Genomic DNA, 14,512 nt, shown 5'->3' on the forward strand with positions numbered 1-14,512 from the left:
CTTAAGAAATCTCGGCAAATTCCGTCTTCTACTTTCAAAGGTTATCGGTTGCGGGAAAAGAGCGGCCAGTTTCTCTAGTTGGACTATCCGATGACTTTGTAAGAGCAGGATTAGGAGCTGTAAGGTCAAATAGCTCGCCTCGCTAAGGTTCGCCTGTAAACAAGCCTGATAGAATGAAGGTAACATTTTAAAATTTTGAGTGGTTGTCCTAACCACTCTATTTCTTTAGGGGGTCGTTTGGCTAGACCCCCCGCTCTATCTAGCTTGTAGCCCCTCTGTCACCCCTTGAAGCTAAATTGTCCTTTGCCATGCTTCGATTAAACTGCCTGACGTGACCCCTAGTCCACTGACTGACAGTCACAATAGAAAAACAAAAAAATGAGCCAGATTTTTCTGACTCATTACAGCTAAGATTTCAGGTAATTAACCTAACAACGCTTTTGCCTTCGCTACCACGTTATCCACGGTAAAACCAAACTTCTCTAGAATCACACCTCCTGGAGCAGAAGCGCCGAAGGTATCAACCCCCAACACATCCCCCTCATCGGTGATGTAACGATGCCAACCCATGGTTGAACCCGCTTCCACTGCGAGACGTTTTTTCACTGCTTTCGGCAGTACCGATTCTTTGTATTCTGCCGATTGTTCCTCGAATAGCTCCCAACAGGGCATAGAAACGACGCGAGCTTTAATTCCTGCTTCTTTTAACACCGCAGCCGCTTTATCGCAGAGATACAACTCGCCCCCCGTACCGATGAGAATGACATCGGGAGTACCTTCACAATCGGTGATAATATAAGCACCTTTAGCCACACCCGCAAGGGAAGTTCCTGCTAAATTGGGCAGATTTTGACGGGATAATGCTAGTAACGTCGGGCGCTTAGTTTCGCTCACCGCTACTTTATAAGCACCGGAAGTTTCCGTACCATCTCCCGGACGCATGACTAAGAGGTTAGGAATAGCGCGCAGAGAAGCAACGTGTTCCACGGGTTGGTGAGTCGGTCCATCTTCCCCTAGGGCAATGGAATCGTGAGTCATTACCCAGATGACGCGAGTTTCTGACAATGCCGATAAACGGATAGAATTCCGCATATAGTCGGTGAAAATCAGGAAAGTCGCCCCGTAGGGAATCAATCCCGTGTTATGGAGAGCAATACCGTTACAAATCGCCCCCATTGCGTGTTCCCTTACGCCAAAGTGAACGTTACGCTCCTGATAACTGCCTTTTTGGAAATTACCAAAATGCTCTAATTCGGTGTAGTTAGAGTGGGTTAAATCCGCCGAACCACCGATTAAACCGGGTAAAACCCCCGCAAGCGCATTTAAGCAGATTTCCGAGTGTTTACGACTAGCAAGCGCCTTATCTTCGGGTTTATAAACTGGTAAAGCTTGCTCCCAACCTTCCGGCAGTTGACCGGTGGTTAACTGTTCAAATAAAGCCGCTTCTGCGGGATATTTAGCCTGATATTCGTTAAATAACTTATTCCAGTCCGTTTCTGCCGTCGTTCCCTTGTCCACTGCTTGCCGGAAACGATTTAACACCTCATCGGGAACCACAAACGGCTCGTATTCCCAACCTAAGGCTTTCCGGGTTAACTCGATTTCTGTTGCTCCTAAGGCTGCCCCGTGAACATCGGCGGTATTAGACTTATTGGGGGAACCATAACCGATGGTGGTGGTGATTTTAATCATCGAGGGTTTATCGGTGACAGCTTTGGCAGCCGCGATCGCATTGGCAATGGCATCTAAATCGGTGTTACCATTCTCAACGTGCTGAACGTGCCAACCGTAGGCTTCAAAACGCTTGCTCACGTCTTCGGTAAAAGCGATATCGGTGGAACCATCGATCGAGATATGGTTATCATCGTAGAGAGCGATTAACTTGCCTAAACCCCAGTGACCGGCCAAAGAACAAGCTTCCCCGGAAATACCCTCCATATTGCAACCATCACCCAAAATCACATAGGTGTAATGGTCGATAATTTTGGCATCCGGTTTGTTGAAACGGGCCGCTAAATGGGCTTCTGCTAGGGCCAAACCGACACCATTGGCAATCCCTTGACCCAGGGGACCAGTGGTCACTTCTACCCCTTCCGTGACGAAATTTTCGGGGTGGCCGGGGGTTTTCGATTTCCACTGCCGGAATTGTTTAATTTCCTCGAGGGGAACGCTATCGTATCCCGTCAGGTACATCAAAGCGTACTGCAGCATACAACCGTGACCGGCGGAGAGAACAAAACGATCGCGATTGACCCATTGGGGGTTTTTCGGGTTAAAACGCAGGAATTGATCCCAGAGAACAAAGGCCATGGGAGCGGCTCCCATCGGCAGTCCGGGGTGTCCGGATTTAGCTTTTTCTACGGCATCCACCGCTAAAAAACGCACGGCATTAATACAAAGTTCTTCGAGGGATTGGGAGGCGACAACCATAATGTTTTTTAGAATGAACTACAAAAATAAGACCAGGTTAAAGAGGGAGCCACTCAAAGATTACTCTTTCAGGGGCATCGACTCAAGCATATTTTCTAAAAGCTAAGGTGACGTTATGGCCACCAAATCCAAAGGAGTTGGAAAGGGCAGCGTTAACTATCTGCTGACGACTTTCGTAGGGGACGTAATCGAGATCACAATCGGGGTCAGGATTGTCCAGGTTGAGCGTCGGGGGAATCCGATCATTAGCGATCGCCATGACCGTGGCCACGGCTTCAATACCGCCAGAACCACCTAAAAGGTGGCCTGTCATTGATTTGGTGGAACTGACGGGGATTTGGTAGGCCGATTCTCCTAAAGCTTTTTTAATTGCCTTGGTTTCCGTGGGATCATTGGCCCCCGTACTGGTCCCGTGGGCGTTGATATAGCTAATTTCCGCCGGAGTTAAACCGGCATCTTTGATCGCTAATTCGATCGCTCTGGTGGCCCCACGACCATCGGGAACCGGAGCCGTCATGTGATAGGCATCGCAAGTCAGACCATAACCGATCATTTCGGCGTAAATCCGCGCACCACGGGCTAAGGCCGTTTCTAATTCCTCTATAATCAAAATTCCTGCCCCTTCCCCCATGACAAAACCATCCCGATCCTTGTCAAAGGGACGACTGGCCCGGGTGGGGTCATCGTTGCGGGTGGACAGGGCCTTAGCGGAGGCAAAACCAGCCAATCCTAGGGGGGTAACGGCGGCTTCCGTCCCACCGCAGATCATCGCTTTGGCCAAACCCCTTTGTACTAGACGAAAAGCATCGCCGATGGCATTAGAACCGGCAGCACAAGCGGTCACGGTACAGTTACTCGGTCCCTTGGCCCCCGTGTGGATAGCGGTTAAACCAGCGGCCATATTGGCAATCATCATCGGGATCATGAAGGGACTACACCGGCTCGGACCTTTTGTCAAGTAAATTTCCTGTTGATCCTCCAGCACTTTTATGCCACCTACGCCCGTACCGATTAGTACACCTATATCATCGGCATTGAGAGCGTCGATAACTAATCGAGAATCTTGCAGCGCTTGCAAACTAGCGGCGACGGCAAATTGAGCGAAACGGTCCATGCGCTTTGCCTCTTTGCGCTCCACATATTCGTGGGGGTCAAAACCCCGCACTTCCCCAGCAATGCGACAAGCGTGACGGGAGGCATCAAAGTGGGTAATTAAACCAATGCCACTTTTGCCGTTGATTAAGCCTGTCCAATAGTCTGCTAGATTATTGCCGAGGGGAGTGATCGCACCCATCCCCGTGATGACAACCCTTTTTAATGGCAATTCTGTCATGTTTGTTCAAAAATAAGGGCAGATTTTGCCCCAGACATTTAATTCTAATTGTCAATTTTCCCGCAATAATTAGGCGGTTGCTCCTACTTTCTCGCTAATATGGTCAACAGCTTTGCCTACAGTGTCAATTTGTTCGGCCGCTTCGTCGGGAATTTCAATATCAAATTCTTCCTCTAAAGCCATCACTAACTCGACCACATCGAGGGAATCCGCTTGCAGATCGTTAGCAAAGCTTGCTTCGGGGGTAACTTTTTCCGGCTCTACTTCTAATTGTTCCACAACAACTTTTTTAACTCGATCGAAAATGTCTGCACTCATGGATGTCAATTTTTATCCGCTGGTTTACCTGACTCTAGCCTCTAGGGTCTGGGGAAATGGGGCGGTGTTACCATTTCCGACAATAAATTTCGGTTAGCTTTTTCACTGACCATTTTTCATCTTACTGGAAGTTGTTCCCCTCTTGATGAAGTTTTTTCGCGATCATCAGGGAAGTGAGGTGTGGGGTGTGGGGTGTGGGGAAGTGGGGTGTGACCCCCCCAACCCCCCCGACATCGGGGGGGCAGGGGGGGTGTGGGGTGTGGGGTGTGGAGTAGTGGGGTAGTGGGGTAGTGGAGCATTTGGATGAAATTTCCCTAAACCCCTAAATCCCTATCACCCCAAAACCCTATCACCCTGACTCCTATCTCCTGACGACCGAATAAAAAGCAAAAATATAACGGATAACTCCGAAATTCGGATAATAATCATCGGAAATTTTGGGTCTGAAACCCCGCCGTTCTAGGTTGGCTTTACGTTAGAATTAAAAGGCCAGTCTCGAAAACCAAGTGGACGGCGCAGCACCTTGAAAACTCGGCTTAGGGGGTTCCGACCAGAAAAGCTTGGCCGGGTAAAAAGTCGCGCGCAACAAGTACAAGAAGCGTTTAGCTGGAAACGTACCGTGGGACACACGGAATCGGGCTTCTGAAATGGGGCGAAAGTCTGTGGACTCTGTGTAAGACAGTACATGGTTTTTTAACTGTGGTATGCGACGGTGGTGGAAGCAGAAACTTAAATCGTGAGGTTTAGGAATCGCCGCACTTTTAGGGCGGCGAGGATGTCAAGGCTGACCATTACCCCAATTCTAGAATTTCCGTTTTTTAGGTTTTCTTGACTACTATTCGGCGGTAGCCAATCCGGTTTCGGTGCTGCCGGTGCTGCGACGACGGGTGAGAGTATTAAAGAGCATAATTCCGATCGCTTTGATTAGATTACCTTCCAACTCTTGGAACATTCTCATGTTCAGGCCAAAAGCGGCGTTAGCTTCGGTGACAATGCGATCAGCCATGGCTTGATCTACTGGTAACTCGTCGAGGGTTTGACGATAGTGGTTTTTATAGGCTTTTTCGTCGGGAATATCTTTAAAATCATAGAAAGCTGTGCCACCAGTTTCCAGATTCATCGCTTTTTCGGCGATTTTTTTCAAGATTTGCCCCCCAGACAGATCGCCGAGATAACGGGTATAGGAATGGGCAACTAATAATTCGGGTTCTGTTGTGGCGATTTCCCGAATCCGGTCAACGTAGGCCTGACCTGCGGGAGATAAAGCGATCTCGTTGCGCCAATTAGAACCATAATAAAAATATAAATCCTGTTCCAGCGCATTTTTGCGATTGAGTTCAGGAAAACAGATTTTAGAAACGACGGGATGACTGGAAAGTTTTTCCATCTCCTCCTCCATGGCCGAATAGACGAAGTAGAGGTTAGCCACCAGTTTGCGATAGGAAGTTTTTTCCACCACACCTTTGAGAAAACACTTGACAAAACCGACGTTTTCTGCCATTGTGTGGGATTTTTTCGTGCCTTCTCGCAGTTGAGTTGATAAATTAACGCTCATATTATGATCACCTGTTGGGATGAGTAGAATGGATCGGGTTCGTTACAGATGCTTACTAAAACCGCCTATTTTGGTAGATTAAACTGAATCGATCGCTAATTTTATTAAGAATTTTTACAGTGCCGCCGGGGGAGTTTAGGGGAGAAATTTAGCTCTAGCAGGACTTGACCGCCGGTTGAAGCCGGTATCCATCGAGATGGCGCAATTGTAAAGATTAAACCTCTTGCATAATTAATTTTTCAGGGTTCAAAAACGGCAAAAATAAGTATTAAATGGCATAAAGTGTGTAAATAGACCATTTAACTGATTATTATTCATTCTTAATTCTCCTGACTACTGACTACTGGCTACTGACTCCTAACCCTAACAACAATTTTTGGTTTTTACAAGAGGTCTATTAGTGAAAAACTGCTCCCTAGGTGATCTTTGGGCAGGAGAGGGTAGAATCTAGCACCAATATCAATTTTCGACCAACACTGTTTACACTTCTTAAAAATTCTTAACATTCAGGAGACTTATATCAGCAAAATTTCACAAATTAAAACCGAATTTAGCAATCATGCTTATAATCAGTACAGGATTCTTTATGTTGTCCTAAACTCAAGCCCTTGAGAGACAAAGCCCTAGTTGCGATGTCAGCGAGAACACATTTAGCAACCCCCTACCCAAACCCTTAGTCATAACACTCTGGTAATGCCCCGAATACTTGTAATCGATGATGATCCTGCAATCGCGGAATTAGTCTCCATCAACCTGGAGATGGCGGGTTATGACGTTAATCCCGCAGAGGACGGGATTAAAGGCCAGGCCCTGGCCGTCCAGTTACAACCCGATTTAATCATGCTGGATTTAATGCTGCCCAAAGTCGATGGTTTTACCGTCTGTCAGCGTTTGCGACGAGATGAACGCACGTCCGACATCCCGATTTTGATGCTCACAGCCTTAGGACAAACCCAAGATAAAGTGGAAGGTTTTAACGCCGGTGCCGATGATTACCTGACCAAACCTTTCGAGGTGGAGGAAATGTTAGCTAGGGTGCGCGCGCTCCTCAGACGCACCGATCGCATTCCCCAAGCCGCTAAACACTCAGAAATACTCAGTTTTGGACCTTTAACCCTGGTTCCCGAACGTTTTGAGGCGGTCTGGTTTGAAAGTGTGGTCAAGTTAACCCATCTAGAATTTGAGTTACTCCACTGTCTTCTCCAGCGTCACGGTCAAACCGTTTCCCCCAGTGATATTCTCAAGGAGGTCTGGGGATATGATCCCGATGATGATATCGAGACTATTCGCGTTCATATTCGCCATCTGAGAACGAAACTAGAACCCGATCCCCGCCACCCTCGCTATATTAAAACCGTTTACGGTGCGGGTTATTGTCTGGAGTTACCCACCAATGAACAGGTGGTGCTTGATTCATCGGCGGCAACGGTTTAAACAGGGAGCAATTGTCTAGATAGGCAATAGGGACAATTGTTTCGTCGCTCCTCCTCCTCTTCAGATTGAGAAGGTTTGACCGGCGGTTGGGTTTTGATGGCTATGGCTGAGGCCTCTTTTTGGCCCTGACTATAACGAGGGGAAAACACCCCCAGCAAGTCAGGACAATGGCGAGAGTAACTACTGGTTTAAGGTAAATCCGTCGCCCCCATCAAAAAGCGATCGCATTCCCTGGCAGCCCCGCGACCTTCATTAATCGCCCAAACCACCAAACTTTGACCACGACGACAATCTCCCGCTGCAAAGACTTTCGGTAAGCTAGTGGCAAATTGACCATGTTCGGCCTTGATATTGCTGCGGCCATCCTTTTCTAAGCCTAAATCATCGAGTAAAGGCTGTTCTGGTCCCAAAAATCCCATGGCCAATAGAACCAATTGCGTCGGGATGACTTTTTCTGTTCCTGCCACCGGTTGGGGGATAAACTGCCCTTTTTCGTTGCGTTGCCATTCCACCTGTACCGTGTGAATCCCTGTGACGTTACCCTCGCTATCCCCCTCGAATTTAGTCGCTGTGGTGGTATAAACCCGGGGGTCATCGCCAAAACGCGCGGCCGCTTCCTCTTGTCCATAGTCCAGACGGTAGATTTTCGGCCATTCGGGCCAGGGATTATCGGCAGCCCGTTCTCGGGGCGGTTGCGGCATAATCTCTAATTGGGTGACGCTACGGCAGTTATGACGCAGGGAAGTCCCCACACAGTCGGTTCCCGTGTCACCACCGCCGATAATTACTACGTCTTTACCCGCAGCCGAGATAAAGTCCTCCCCGGTCTGTCCGTCTAATAGTGCTTTTGTATTAGCGGTGAGAAACTCCATGGCGAAGTGAATGCCCTTTAATTGGCGACCTTCGATGTTTAAATCCCGGGGTTTGGTGGCCCCGGTACAGATAACCACGGCATCGTATTCGTTTAATAGGTCTTGGGCGCTGATATCCTTGCCCACTTCCGTGTTACAGACCATTTTTACCCCTTCCTGTTCGAGCATCTGGAGACGACGCAGAACCACTTCTTCTTTATCTAACTTCATGTTGGGGATACCGTACATTAGTAGCCCCCCGGGGCGATCGGCCCGTTCATAAACTGTCACCCAGTGACCGGCTTTATTTAACTGGTCGGCGGCTGCTAATCCAGCAGGTCCAGAACCGATCACGGCCACTTTTTTGCCGGTACGGATGGCGGGGGGATTGGCAGTAATCCAACCGGATTCCCAACCTTTGTCAATAATCGAACATTCAATATTTTTGATCGTAACGGGGGGATTATGAATACCGAGAACACAGGAACCCTCACAGGGGGCGGGGCAGACTCTACCGGTAAATTCGGGGAAATTATTGGTTTTATGGAGGCGATCGAGGGCTTCTCGCCACAATCCTCGATAGATTAAATCATTCCATTCGGGAATCAGGTTATTAATCGGGCAACCACTGGCCATGCCACTAATTAGGGTTCCCGTGTGACAAAATGGTGTACCACAATCCATACAACGGGCGGCCTGATTGCGGAGTTTATCTTCTGGCATGGGAAGATGAAACTCATCCCAATTATGAAGGCGATCGAGGGGGGTAAGTTCGGAAGGAAGTTCACGCAGGAATTCGATAAAGCCAGTCGGTTTGCCCATAGTCTTTGTTATCTCTGTCGTTTATTCCCTATCTTCCTTCACAGTTCGATCGATCCTCGCAACTTTACCGATTTCTTTAATCTTATCGGCAGCTCAGTGGACTAACAGGCGGTAATTTTGACAAATTGGTTAATTAACTATTGAGTTAAAAACAGGCGATTTCAAGAGGAAGGAGGCAATTCTAAGGGGATAGCCCCGATTATTCCCTTACGAAAATCATTGAGTAACTGCATGGCTGCCCTTTCTTTATCTTCTTGATATTTGAGATTGGCCAATTTTTCGATAAAATCCTCCCCGGTTATGTCTAGAGTATTCAACCCATAACGAGATTGTAAAAGTCCTTCATAGTGTAATTCTATTAATAAATCGACAAAAGCCGCCGCTATCCTTTGGTTATCATAACCAGCATCCCCAATATCCTCACAGATAGCTAATTTCACCGCATCCTTTTGATTTTCTAAACGGGAAGGAATCACCCCCGGCGCGTCTAATAATTCCAAGGTGTCGGAAATTCGTACCCATTGTAATTGTCGCGTTACTCCGGCCCTGCGGGCGCTGGCAACGACTTTTCGCCCTAATAAACGGTTAATCAGGGCAGATTTGCCCACATTGGGAAACCCAATCACCACAGCGCGCACTGGACGCGGTAACATTCCTCTTAGTTGGCGTTTTTGGTTAATTGCATCGCCAATTTTTTCCGCCGCTTTGATAATTGCTTTAACTCTTTCTCCCTGTTTAGCGTTAGTAAAATAGACGGTTTCTCCTTGACTTTTAAACCATGTTACCCATTGTTGCTGGGCAGATTCGGGAATCATATCGAGACGATTTAAGATTAACAAGCGCGGTTTATTGCCAATCCAATCGTCCACATGGGGATGATGGGAGGCTAAGGGAATGCGAGCATCGCGCACTTCTAGGACCACATCCACGAGTTTAAGATGTTCCTTGAGTTTTCTTTCCGCTTTGGCAATATGACCGGGATACCATTGAATTAACGACATGGGAGATGGGAGTATAAAATTAAATTTTATCAGAAATAGTCCCTAGATAGCTATAATTATCTGAGAAAAAGTTTAGTAATTTCACTGCAACTATAACAGGATTGTCGATGACTAATTTAAAAAAATGGCAAATTATTAAATCCGAGCTAGTTTTTCATAATCGTTGGTGTCAAGTCCGTCAAGACGCGGTGAAATTATCCTCTGGACAAGTTATCGACGATTATTTCGTTAATATTCGTCCTGAAATTGTTTTAGTTGTTCCAGTTACTGGGGATAATCAATTGGTTTTTGTCCGTCAATATCGTCACGGAGTTAAGGAAATTTTATTGGAATTTCCCGCCGGGGCAGTAGCTGCGGGTGAAGATAATATTACTGCGGCAGCACGTCGGGAATTCGAGGAGGAAACTGGTTATCAAAGTGATCCTCTAATACCTCTAGCTGTTTTGTATGATAATCCTGTTAAAGATACTAACAGAATTCATATTTTTTTGGCTTTTAATGCTACCCCCACCGGTCAACAAAAGTTAGATATTACCGAGGAAATTGAAGTTATTCTTCGACCTTTACAGGAAATTAATCCGCAGGAAATTACTGTCTCTGGTAGTTTAGCTGCTTTCTATTTAGCGAGGGATTTTTTCAAGCAAAATTAAGTAATTCTAGCGGTTATCTTAATGGGGAAGTACGAACTTTTCGTTTTTGGGAGCCAGTTTTCGGTCGTCAGGAGATTATTTTTATTTATTCTCCCCAATTCATAATTCATAATTCATAATTCATAATTCATAATTCCCACTGTCTATGAGTAATTTTTTTATGATTGCTGGCTTTATTCTATCAGCTTATGCAATTGTTGCCAACGATTCCCTACAGACTTTAGGTACTTTTTTAAGTGCCAATGAAGAACGTCCTTGGTGGATTTTATGGCTGTATTCCAGTATAATCTTAGCCTCGATTTTTATCGCTGGTTGGTATATTAATCAGGGAGATGTGGCTTATAATCGACTAGAAATGATTCCCTTCCCAGAAAATTTTACTTGGATTTATATCGTTCCTCCCTTAGCAATTTTAATTCTCACCACTTGGGGAATACCCGTGAGTACAACCTTTTTGGTTTTAACAGTTTTTGCTCCCCAATCTCTAGACGAAATGTTAATTAAATCCGCTTGGGGTTATGCTCTTGCTGTTATAGTGGGGTTAGTCATCTATCGAATTATTTATCGATTAGAAAACTTTTTCCTAGAAACAGTTAATAAAGAACCTCAAAAAATCTGGGTAGTTTTACAGTGGTTATCCACCGGGTTTCTCTGGAGTCAATGGTTAATGCAAGATTTTGCTAATATTTTCGCCTATCTTCCCAGACAGTTAGCAGCAATATGGTTAGTTTTATCTCTAACAGTTATGCTACTCCTGCAAACCATCATTTTTATTAATCACGGTGGTCAAATTGAGAAAATTGTCACTAGCAAAACTAACGCCCATGATCCGCGTTCTGCAACAATTATTAACTTAATTTATGGTCTAATTTTACTCTTTTTTGTTGGCTATAATCATATTCCCATGAGTACCACTTGGGTATTTTTAGGTTTATTAGGAGGTCGAGAAATTTCTCTGACTTTAACCAGAGAAACCCCTAATTTAGCCGCCACTGGTAAACTGGTTTTAGGGGATGCCTTGAAAGCTTTTATCGGTATGATTGTTAGTGTTGCTATCGCTCTTGCTTTACCTCTAATCGCTCAAAAAATTAACTATCTATAGGAAGTGGGGTGTGGGGAGATGTAAATTAAGAATAACAAGATTGGGGAGATAGGCGATCGATTGACGACCCGGAGTGATAAAGTTTTCTATTACTGATAATCTCGAAATTATCGTTCAACCAGATTAAAGATGCTTCTGTGACTAGACCTTCTTCAAGAGTGACTAGGGAAAAATTGCGAGATTTACCCCTATCAGAGTGGAGAATGCGAGGGACACTAGCAGCATTCAGATAAACAGTTCCCATCTCGGAAGTGACCACGGGATTGCGTAAACGGGAAGTAGTATGACGGAGACGGTGGTGCATATGACCGAAACTGACGAGAGAAACCTGTTTTCCTAATAGCTGTGCTTGTGCGATGGCCGCTGCTAAATCCGGATCCCCGTGGTCCCCTCCCAAGGGTTGCCAATCGCGACCACAGATAGCTTCCGCTTCCTTTCCCAGTCCGGCCGGACCATTGTGACCTAAAAAAATCAGGTTATTATAGGCAGTATCTTGAATATTAGCGATAATTTTGGCGGTAGATTCGGCAAAACTGCTGATATTATAGCGTTCTTGAAAAAATTCCCCATTTTTCCACTCGGAACCTCCCCAAGTAAAGGGACGACCCCCAACAATCGAAAGCTCTAAACTGGGTAAGTCCAGTTTTGAGTAACCCACATGAGCAACCCCTAATAATTCTAACTGGGCGGTGACACGATCTTCTTTATCGCGATCGTAGGGACATTGTTTTCGTCCCCAGGGGGTGGCGCTATACCAAGCGTCATGATTACCGAGAATAACGGCTTTTGGTAAGGACAAACTAGCAATCCGACCGACAATTTCTAGGGATTCATTGCCAAAATCGCCGACAAATAGGGCTAAATCCACTTGTAAAGCTTCTAAAGCTAAATTATCTTCTATTTCCCATTGGTCGTGAACGTCACCGATGACGGCGATTTTATAGGTGCGAGGGAAAGAACTTACCATTACCAGTTATTAACTATCATTTACCATTAAAGATCATAACTAGGATTGGTAGTCGAAAACCGTGGGCAAGAAAGAGAGATTTTTTCTCAAACTACCAATGAAAAGGTAAAGATTTAAAACAAAGTTACCCACAGTCATCGGTTTGTTTGTAAATTTAGATACAGAATTATCAGGGTGATCTGTGTATGTCTTTACTACAATACCGCACTACTGCCGTTGTTACTTGCCCCCAAGCAAACACATGGGTACAACTCAGAATGCTTCCCTCTCCATACAGCTTTGATGAAGCGCTACTACTCTGTGAACAGGATCAGGGCCGTTGGGTGGCATGGATTCCCGATTTTGGCGAAATTATCTTGATCGAAGGACAATTTGAGGCATAAACTAACTCTTGCTAACAATTAAAGCAGATAAACAGCGATCGATCACTTGTTTTAATACTAGAGCCGTCCAATCGATATCGGCGGCGCTGGTGTCCCTTCCCAGGGTTAGACGAATTCCCGCTAATGCTTCTCGATCGCTGTAGCCCATAGCTTTTAAAATTGGACTAGGGGAAAGTTTGCCACTATGACAGGCGGACCCAGAACTAATACCGATTCCTGCTAAATTAAGCTGACGAACTAGCTGTTTTCCCGTGATTCGACTGTCATCGTCCGGACGGACAATAAAGCTGACGTGGTGGGGTAAACGATAGAATCGGTCCCCCGTGGGCAGCAGATAAGGATAATCAGCTAAGAGGTCAAATAATCGATCTCGCAGGGCGATTAAACGCATTTTTTCGCTAATTAAGTCTTTTTGGGCTAATTCGGCCGCTAAACCAAAAGATGCGATCGCTGGTACGGCTGGGGTTCCCGATCGCAGACCTTTTTCCTGACCACCGCCCCGCAGTAATGGTAAAATATCGACACCCGCTCTGACGTATAAAGCTCCCGATCCTTGCATTCCATAAATTTTATGGCTAGAAAGAGATAATAAATCTACGGGCAGTTTCCGCACATCAATATCGCATCTTGCCGCCACCTGCACCGCATCGGTGTGAAAAAGAACACCCCTTTCTCTGGCAATGCTGCCCAATTCTTCAATCGGTTGTAGGGTTCCCACCTCACTTTGTCCGTAAATAATGGAAATTAAGACCGTATCGCTTTGAATTGCGGCTTTTAGGTCTAAAGGATTCACCCTACCTTGACGATTGACGGGAAGACGAGTAATTTGCCAACCTTGCTGCTCTAATTGTTTACAGGGTTCAGCGATCGCCGAATGTTCCACACTAGAAATAATTATATGACGGGGGCGGTTATAATGTTGAGCAACCCCGATAATTGCTAAATTATCGGCTTCCGTGCCGCCAGAAGTGAAGATAATCTGGTCCGGATTGGCATTAATTAACCCTGCCACCTGTTCTCTGGCCATTTCGATGACTGTCGCCGTATCCTGTCCCCAACTGTGTAAACTGGAGGGATTGCCCCAATGATGCTGGAGAATAGTGGCAACCCGCTCGATCACTTGGGGATGAGTGGGGGTAGTGGCGCTATAGTCAAGATAAATTTGCATTATTTTACAATCTGAGAAACGAGAGTCAAGACAGGCAGCTATTCTCAGTTTAGCGGCTTAAGGGTTAGAAAGCGGGTTTCTTCAAGAAACCCGCTTTCTTTAAGAAAGCGGGTTTCTACCTACTCATCTAACAACAGCCCCCTCAACTCTGGAGAGATGACATCTATATCCATCATCATAAATGAACGACAAGCAGCCATCGAGCCTAACGCCGCCACGATACTTTCCAGATTGGGTAGTGTTCCTTCTCTCCATCCCACATATTCGCGAAAACTGGAGAATTCCCATTCCTGGGGCTGACTTACCAAACCCGCTTTCACTGGATTACAGTGAATATACCTCGACAAATTTAATAATGGGACTTAAACAAATTTCAAGCCCAAATAAAGCCTAAACTGGCTTTGTAAGCGGCAAACACATCCCGATTCTCGGTCAGCCACTCAAAGAAACGGAAAGACATCGCTGTCCGAAAAGCTTCTAAAGCTTCCACAAAAGTGT

13 protein-coding genes and 1 pseudogene are annotated in these 14,512 nt (G+C 45.9%); 4 read left to right on the forward strand and 10 right to left on the reverse strand.

All coding sequences use genetic code 11. The features are described from left to right. The 5 genes and pseudogenes from H6F92_RS25940 to H6F92_RS11085 form a co-directional block, all read right to left on the reverse strand. Positions 1–186 (reverse strand): annotated as a pseudogene (locus tag H6F92_RS25940) (IS4 family transposase); the annotation flags it as partial. Between the two features lie 237 nt (positions 187–423). Continuing rightward, positions 424–2,430: a transketolase gene (gene tkt / locus H6F92_RS11070; RefSeq protein ID WP_190357874.1), complete on the reverse strand. Its 2,007-nt coding sequence runs from the start codon at positions 2,428–2,430 to the stop codon at positions 424–426. 82 nt (positions 2,431–2,512) lie between these two features. Continuing rightward, the gene (gene fabF, locus H6F92_RS11075; protein WP_190357875.1) at positions 2,513–3,763 is read right to left on the reverse strand and encodes a beta-ketoacyl-ACP synthase II; all 1,251 of its coding nucleotides are present in this window, start codon (positions 3,761–3,763) and stop codon (positions 2,513–2,515) included. A gap of 69 nt (positions 3,764–3,832) precedes the next feature. Further along, positions 3,833–4,081 carry an acyl carrier protein gene (locus H6F92_RS11080; RefSeq protein ID WP_002768498.1) on the reverse strand — a complete coding sequence of 83 codons (249 nt, stop codon included), beginning with the start codon at positions 4,079–4,081 and terminating at the stop codon, positions 3,833–3,835. 835 nt (positions 4,082–4,916) lie between these two features. After that, positions 4,917–5,636: a biliverdin-producing heme oxygenase gene (locus H6F92_RS11085; RefSeq protein WP_190357876.1), complete on the reverse strand. Its 720-nt coding sequence runs from the start codon at positions 5,634–5,636 to the stop codon at positions 4,917–4,919. Positions 5,637–6,329: 693 nt separating this feature from the next. On the opposite strand from H6F92_RS11085, the gene H6F92_RS11090 reads away from it, so the two are divergent. Further along, positions 6,330–7,070, forward strand: coding sequence for a response regulator transcription factor (locus H6F92_RS11090; protein ID WP_002798623.1), 741 nt, complete (start codon positions 6,330–6,332; stop codon positions 7,068–7,070). A gap of 188 nt (positions 7,071–7,258) precedes the next feature. Here the strand turns inward: H6F92_RS11090 and H6F92_RS11095 are convergent, their stop codons facing one another. Beyond that, positions 7,259–8,743 carry a glutamate synthase subunit beta gene (locus tag H6F92_RS11095; protein WP_190357877.1) on the reverse strand — a complete coding sequence of 495 codons (1,485 nt, stop codon included), beginning with the start codon at positions 8,741–8,743 and terminating at the stop codon, positions 7,259–7,261. Between the two features lie 161 nt (positions 8,744–8,904). Next, positions 8,905–9,744 carry a ribosome biogenesis GTPase YlqF gene (gene ylqF / locus H6F92_RS11100; protein WP_190357878.1) on the reverse strand — a complete coding sequence of 280 codons (840 nt, stop codon included), beginning with the start codon at positions 9,742–9,744 and terminating at the stop codon, positions 8,905–8,907. 107 nt (positions 9,745–9,851) lie between these two features. On the opposite strand from ylqF, the gene H6F92_RS11105 reads away from it, so the two are divergent. Beyond that, complete coding sequence (locus tag H6F92_RS11105) at positions 9,852–10,394, forward strand: NUDIX hydrolase (protein ID WP_190357879.1); 543 nt, start codon at positions 9,852–9,854, stop codon at positions 10,392–10,394. Positions 10,395–10,554: 160 nt separating this feature from the next. Beyond that, positions 10,555–11,496, forward strand: coding sequence for a hypothetical protein (locus H6F92_RS11110; RefSeq protein ID WP_190357882.1), 942 nt, complete (start codon positions 10,555–10,557; stop codon positions 11,494–11,496). A 25-nt stretch (positions 11,497–11,521) separates the two neighbouring features. On the opposite strand, the gene H6F92_RS11115 is transcribed toward H6F92_RS11110, so the two are convergent. Beyond that, positions 11,522–12,463, reverse strand: coding sequence for a TIGR04168 family protein (locus tag H6F92_RS11115; RefSeq protein WP_190357880.1), 942 nt, complete (start codon positions 12,461–12,463; stop codon positions 11,522–11,524). A 185-nt stretch (positions 12,464–12,648) separates the two neighbouring features. Between H6F92_RS11115 and H6F92_RS11120 the strand changes: the two genes are divergently transcribed. Further along, positions 12,649–12,846, forward strand: a complete 198-nt coding sequence (locus H6F92_RS11120) for a hypothetical protein (protein WP_016515731.1) — start codon at positions 12,649–12,651, stop codon at positions 12,844–12,846. A 1-nt stretch (position 12,847) separates the two neighbouring features. Here the strand turns inward: H6F92_RS11120 and H6F92_RS11125 are convergent, their stop codons facing one another. Together H6F92_RS11125 and H6F92_RS11130 are read right to left on the reverse strand one after the other, a co-directional pair. Continuing rightward, the gene (locus H6F92_RS11125; RefSeq protein WP_190357881.1) at positions 12,848–14,014 is read right to left on the reverse strand and encodes a cysteine desulfurase family protein; all 1,167 of its coding nucleotides are present in this window, start codon (positions 14,012–14,014) and stop codon (positions 12,848–12,850) included. 119 nt (positions 14,015–14,133) lie between these two features. Then, positions 14,134–14,322, reverse strand: a complete 189-nt coding sequence (locus H6F92_RS11130) for a hypothetical protein (RefSeq protein WP_199308191.1) — start codon at positions 14,320–14,322, stop codon at positions 14,134–14,136. Positions 14,323–14,512 lie beyond the last annotated feature (190 nt).

This window comes from Microcystis wesenbergii FACHB-1317 (assembly GCF_014696875.1).
GTDB lineage: Bacteria > Cyanobacteriota > Cyanobacteriia > Cyanobacteriales > Microcystaceae > Microcystis > Microcystis wesenbergii_A.

Coding starts and splice junctions, on each gene's coding strand:
- H6F92_RS11125 (WP_190357881.1), bottom strand. CDS start 14,014: ATGCAAATTTATCTTGACTATAGCGCCACTACCCCCACTCATCCCCAA.
- ylqF (WP_190357878.1), bottom strand. CDS start 9,744: ATGTCGTTAATTCAATGGTATCCCGGTCATATTGCCAAAGCGGAAAGA.
- H6F92_RS11110 (WP_190357882.1), top strand. CDS start 10,555: ATGATTGCTGGCTTTATTCTATCAGCTTATGCAATTGTTGCCAACGAT.
- H6F92_RS11090 (WP_002798623.1), top strand. CDS start 6,330: ATGCCCCGAATACTTGTAATCGATGATGATCCTGCAATCGCGGAATTA.
- H6F92_RS11115 (WP_190357880.1), bottom strand. CDS start 12,463: ATGGTAAGTTCTTTCCCTCGCACCTATAAAATCGCCGTCATCGGTGAC.
- H6F92_RS11095 (WP_190357877.1), bottom strand. CDS start 8,743: ATGGGCAAACCGACTGGCTTTATCGAATTCCTGCGTGAACTTCCTTCC.
- H6F92_RS11085 (WP_190357876.1), bottom strand. CDS start 5,636: ATGAGCGTTAATTTATCAACTCAACTGCGAGAAGGCACGAAAAAATCC.
- H6F92_RS11120 (WP_016515731.1), top strand. CDS start 12,649: ATGTCTTTACTACAATACCGCACTACTGCCGTTGTTACTTGCCCCCAA.
- fabF (WP_190357875.1), bottom strand. CDS start 3,763: ATGACAGAATTGCCATTAAAAAGGGTTGTCATCACGGGGATGGGTGCG.
- tkt (WP_190357874.1), bottom strand. CDS start 2,430: ATGGTTGTCGCCTCCCAATCCCTCGAAGAACTTTGTATTAATGCCGTG.
- H6F92_RS11105 (WP_190357879.1), top strand. CDS start 9,852: ATGACTAATTTAAAAAAATGGCAAATTATTAAATCCGAGCTAGTTTTT.
- H6F92_RS11080 (WP_002768498.1), bottom strand. CDS start 4,081: ATGAGTGCAGACATTTTCGATCGAGTTAAAAAAGTTGTTGTGGAACAA.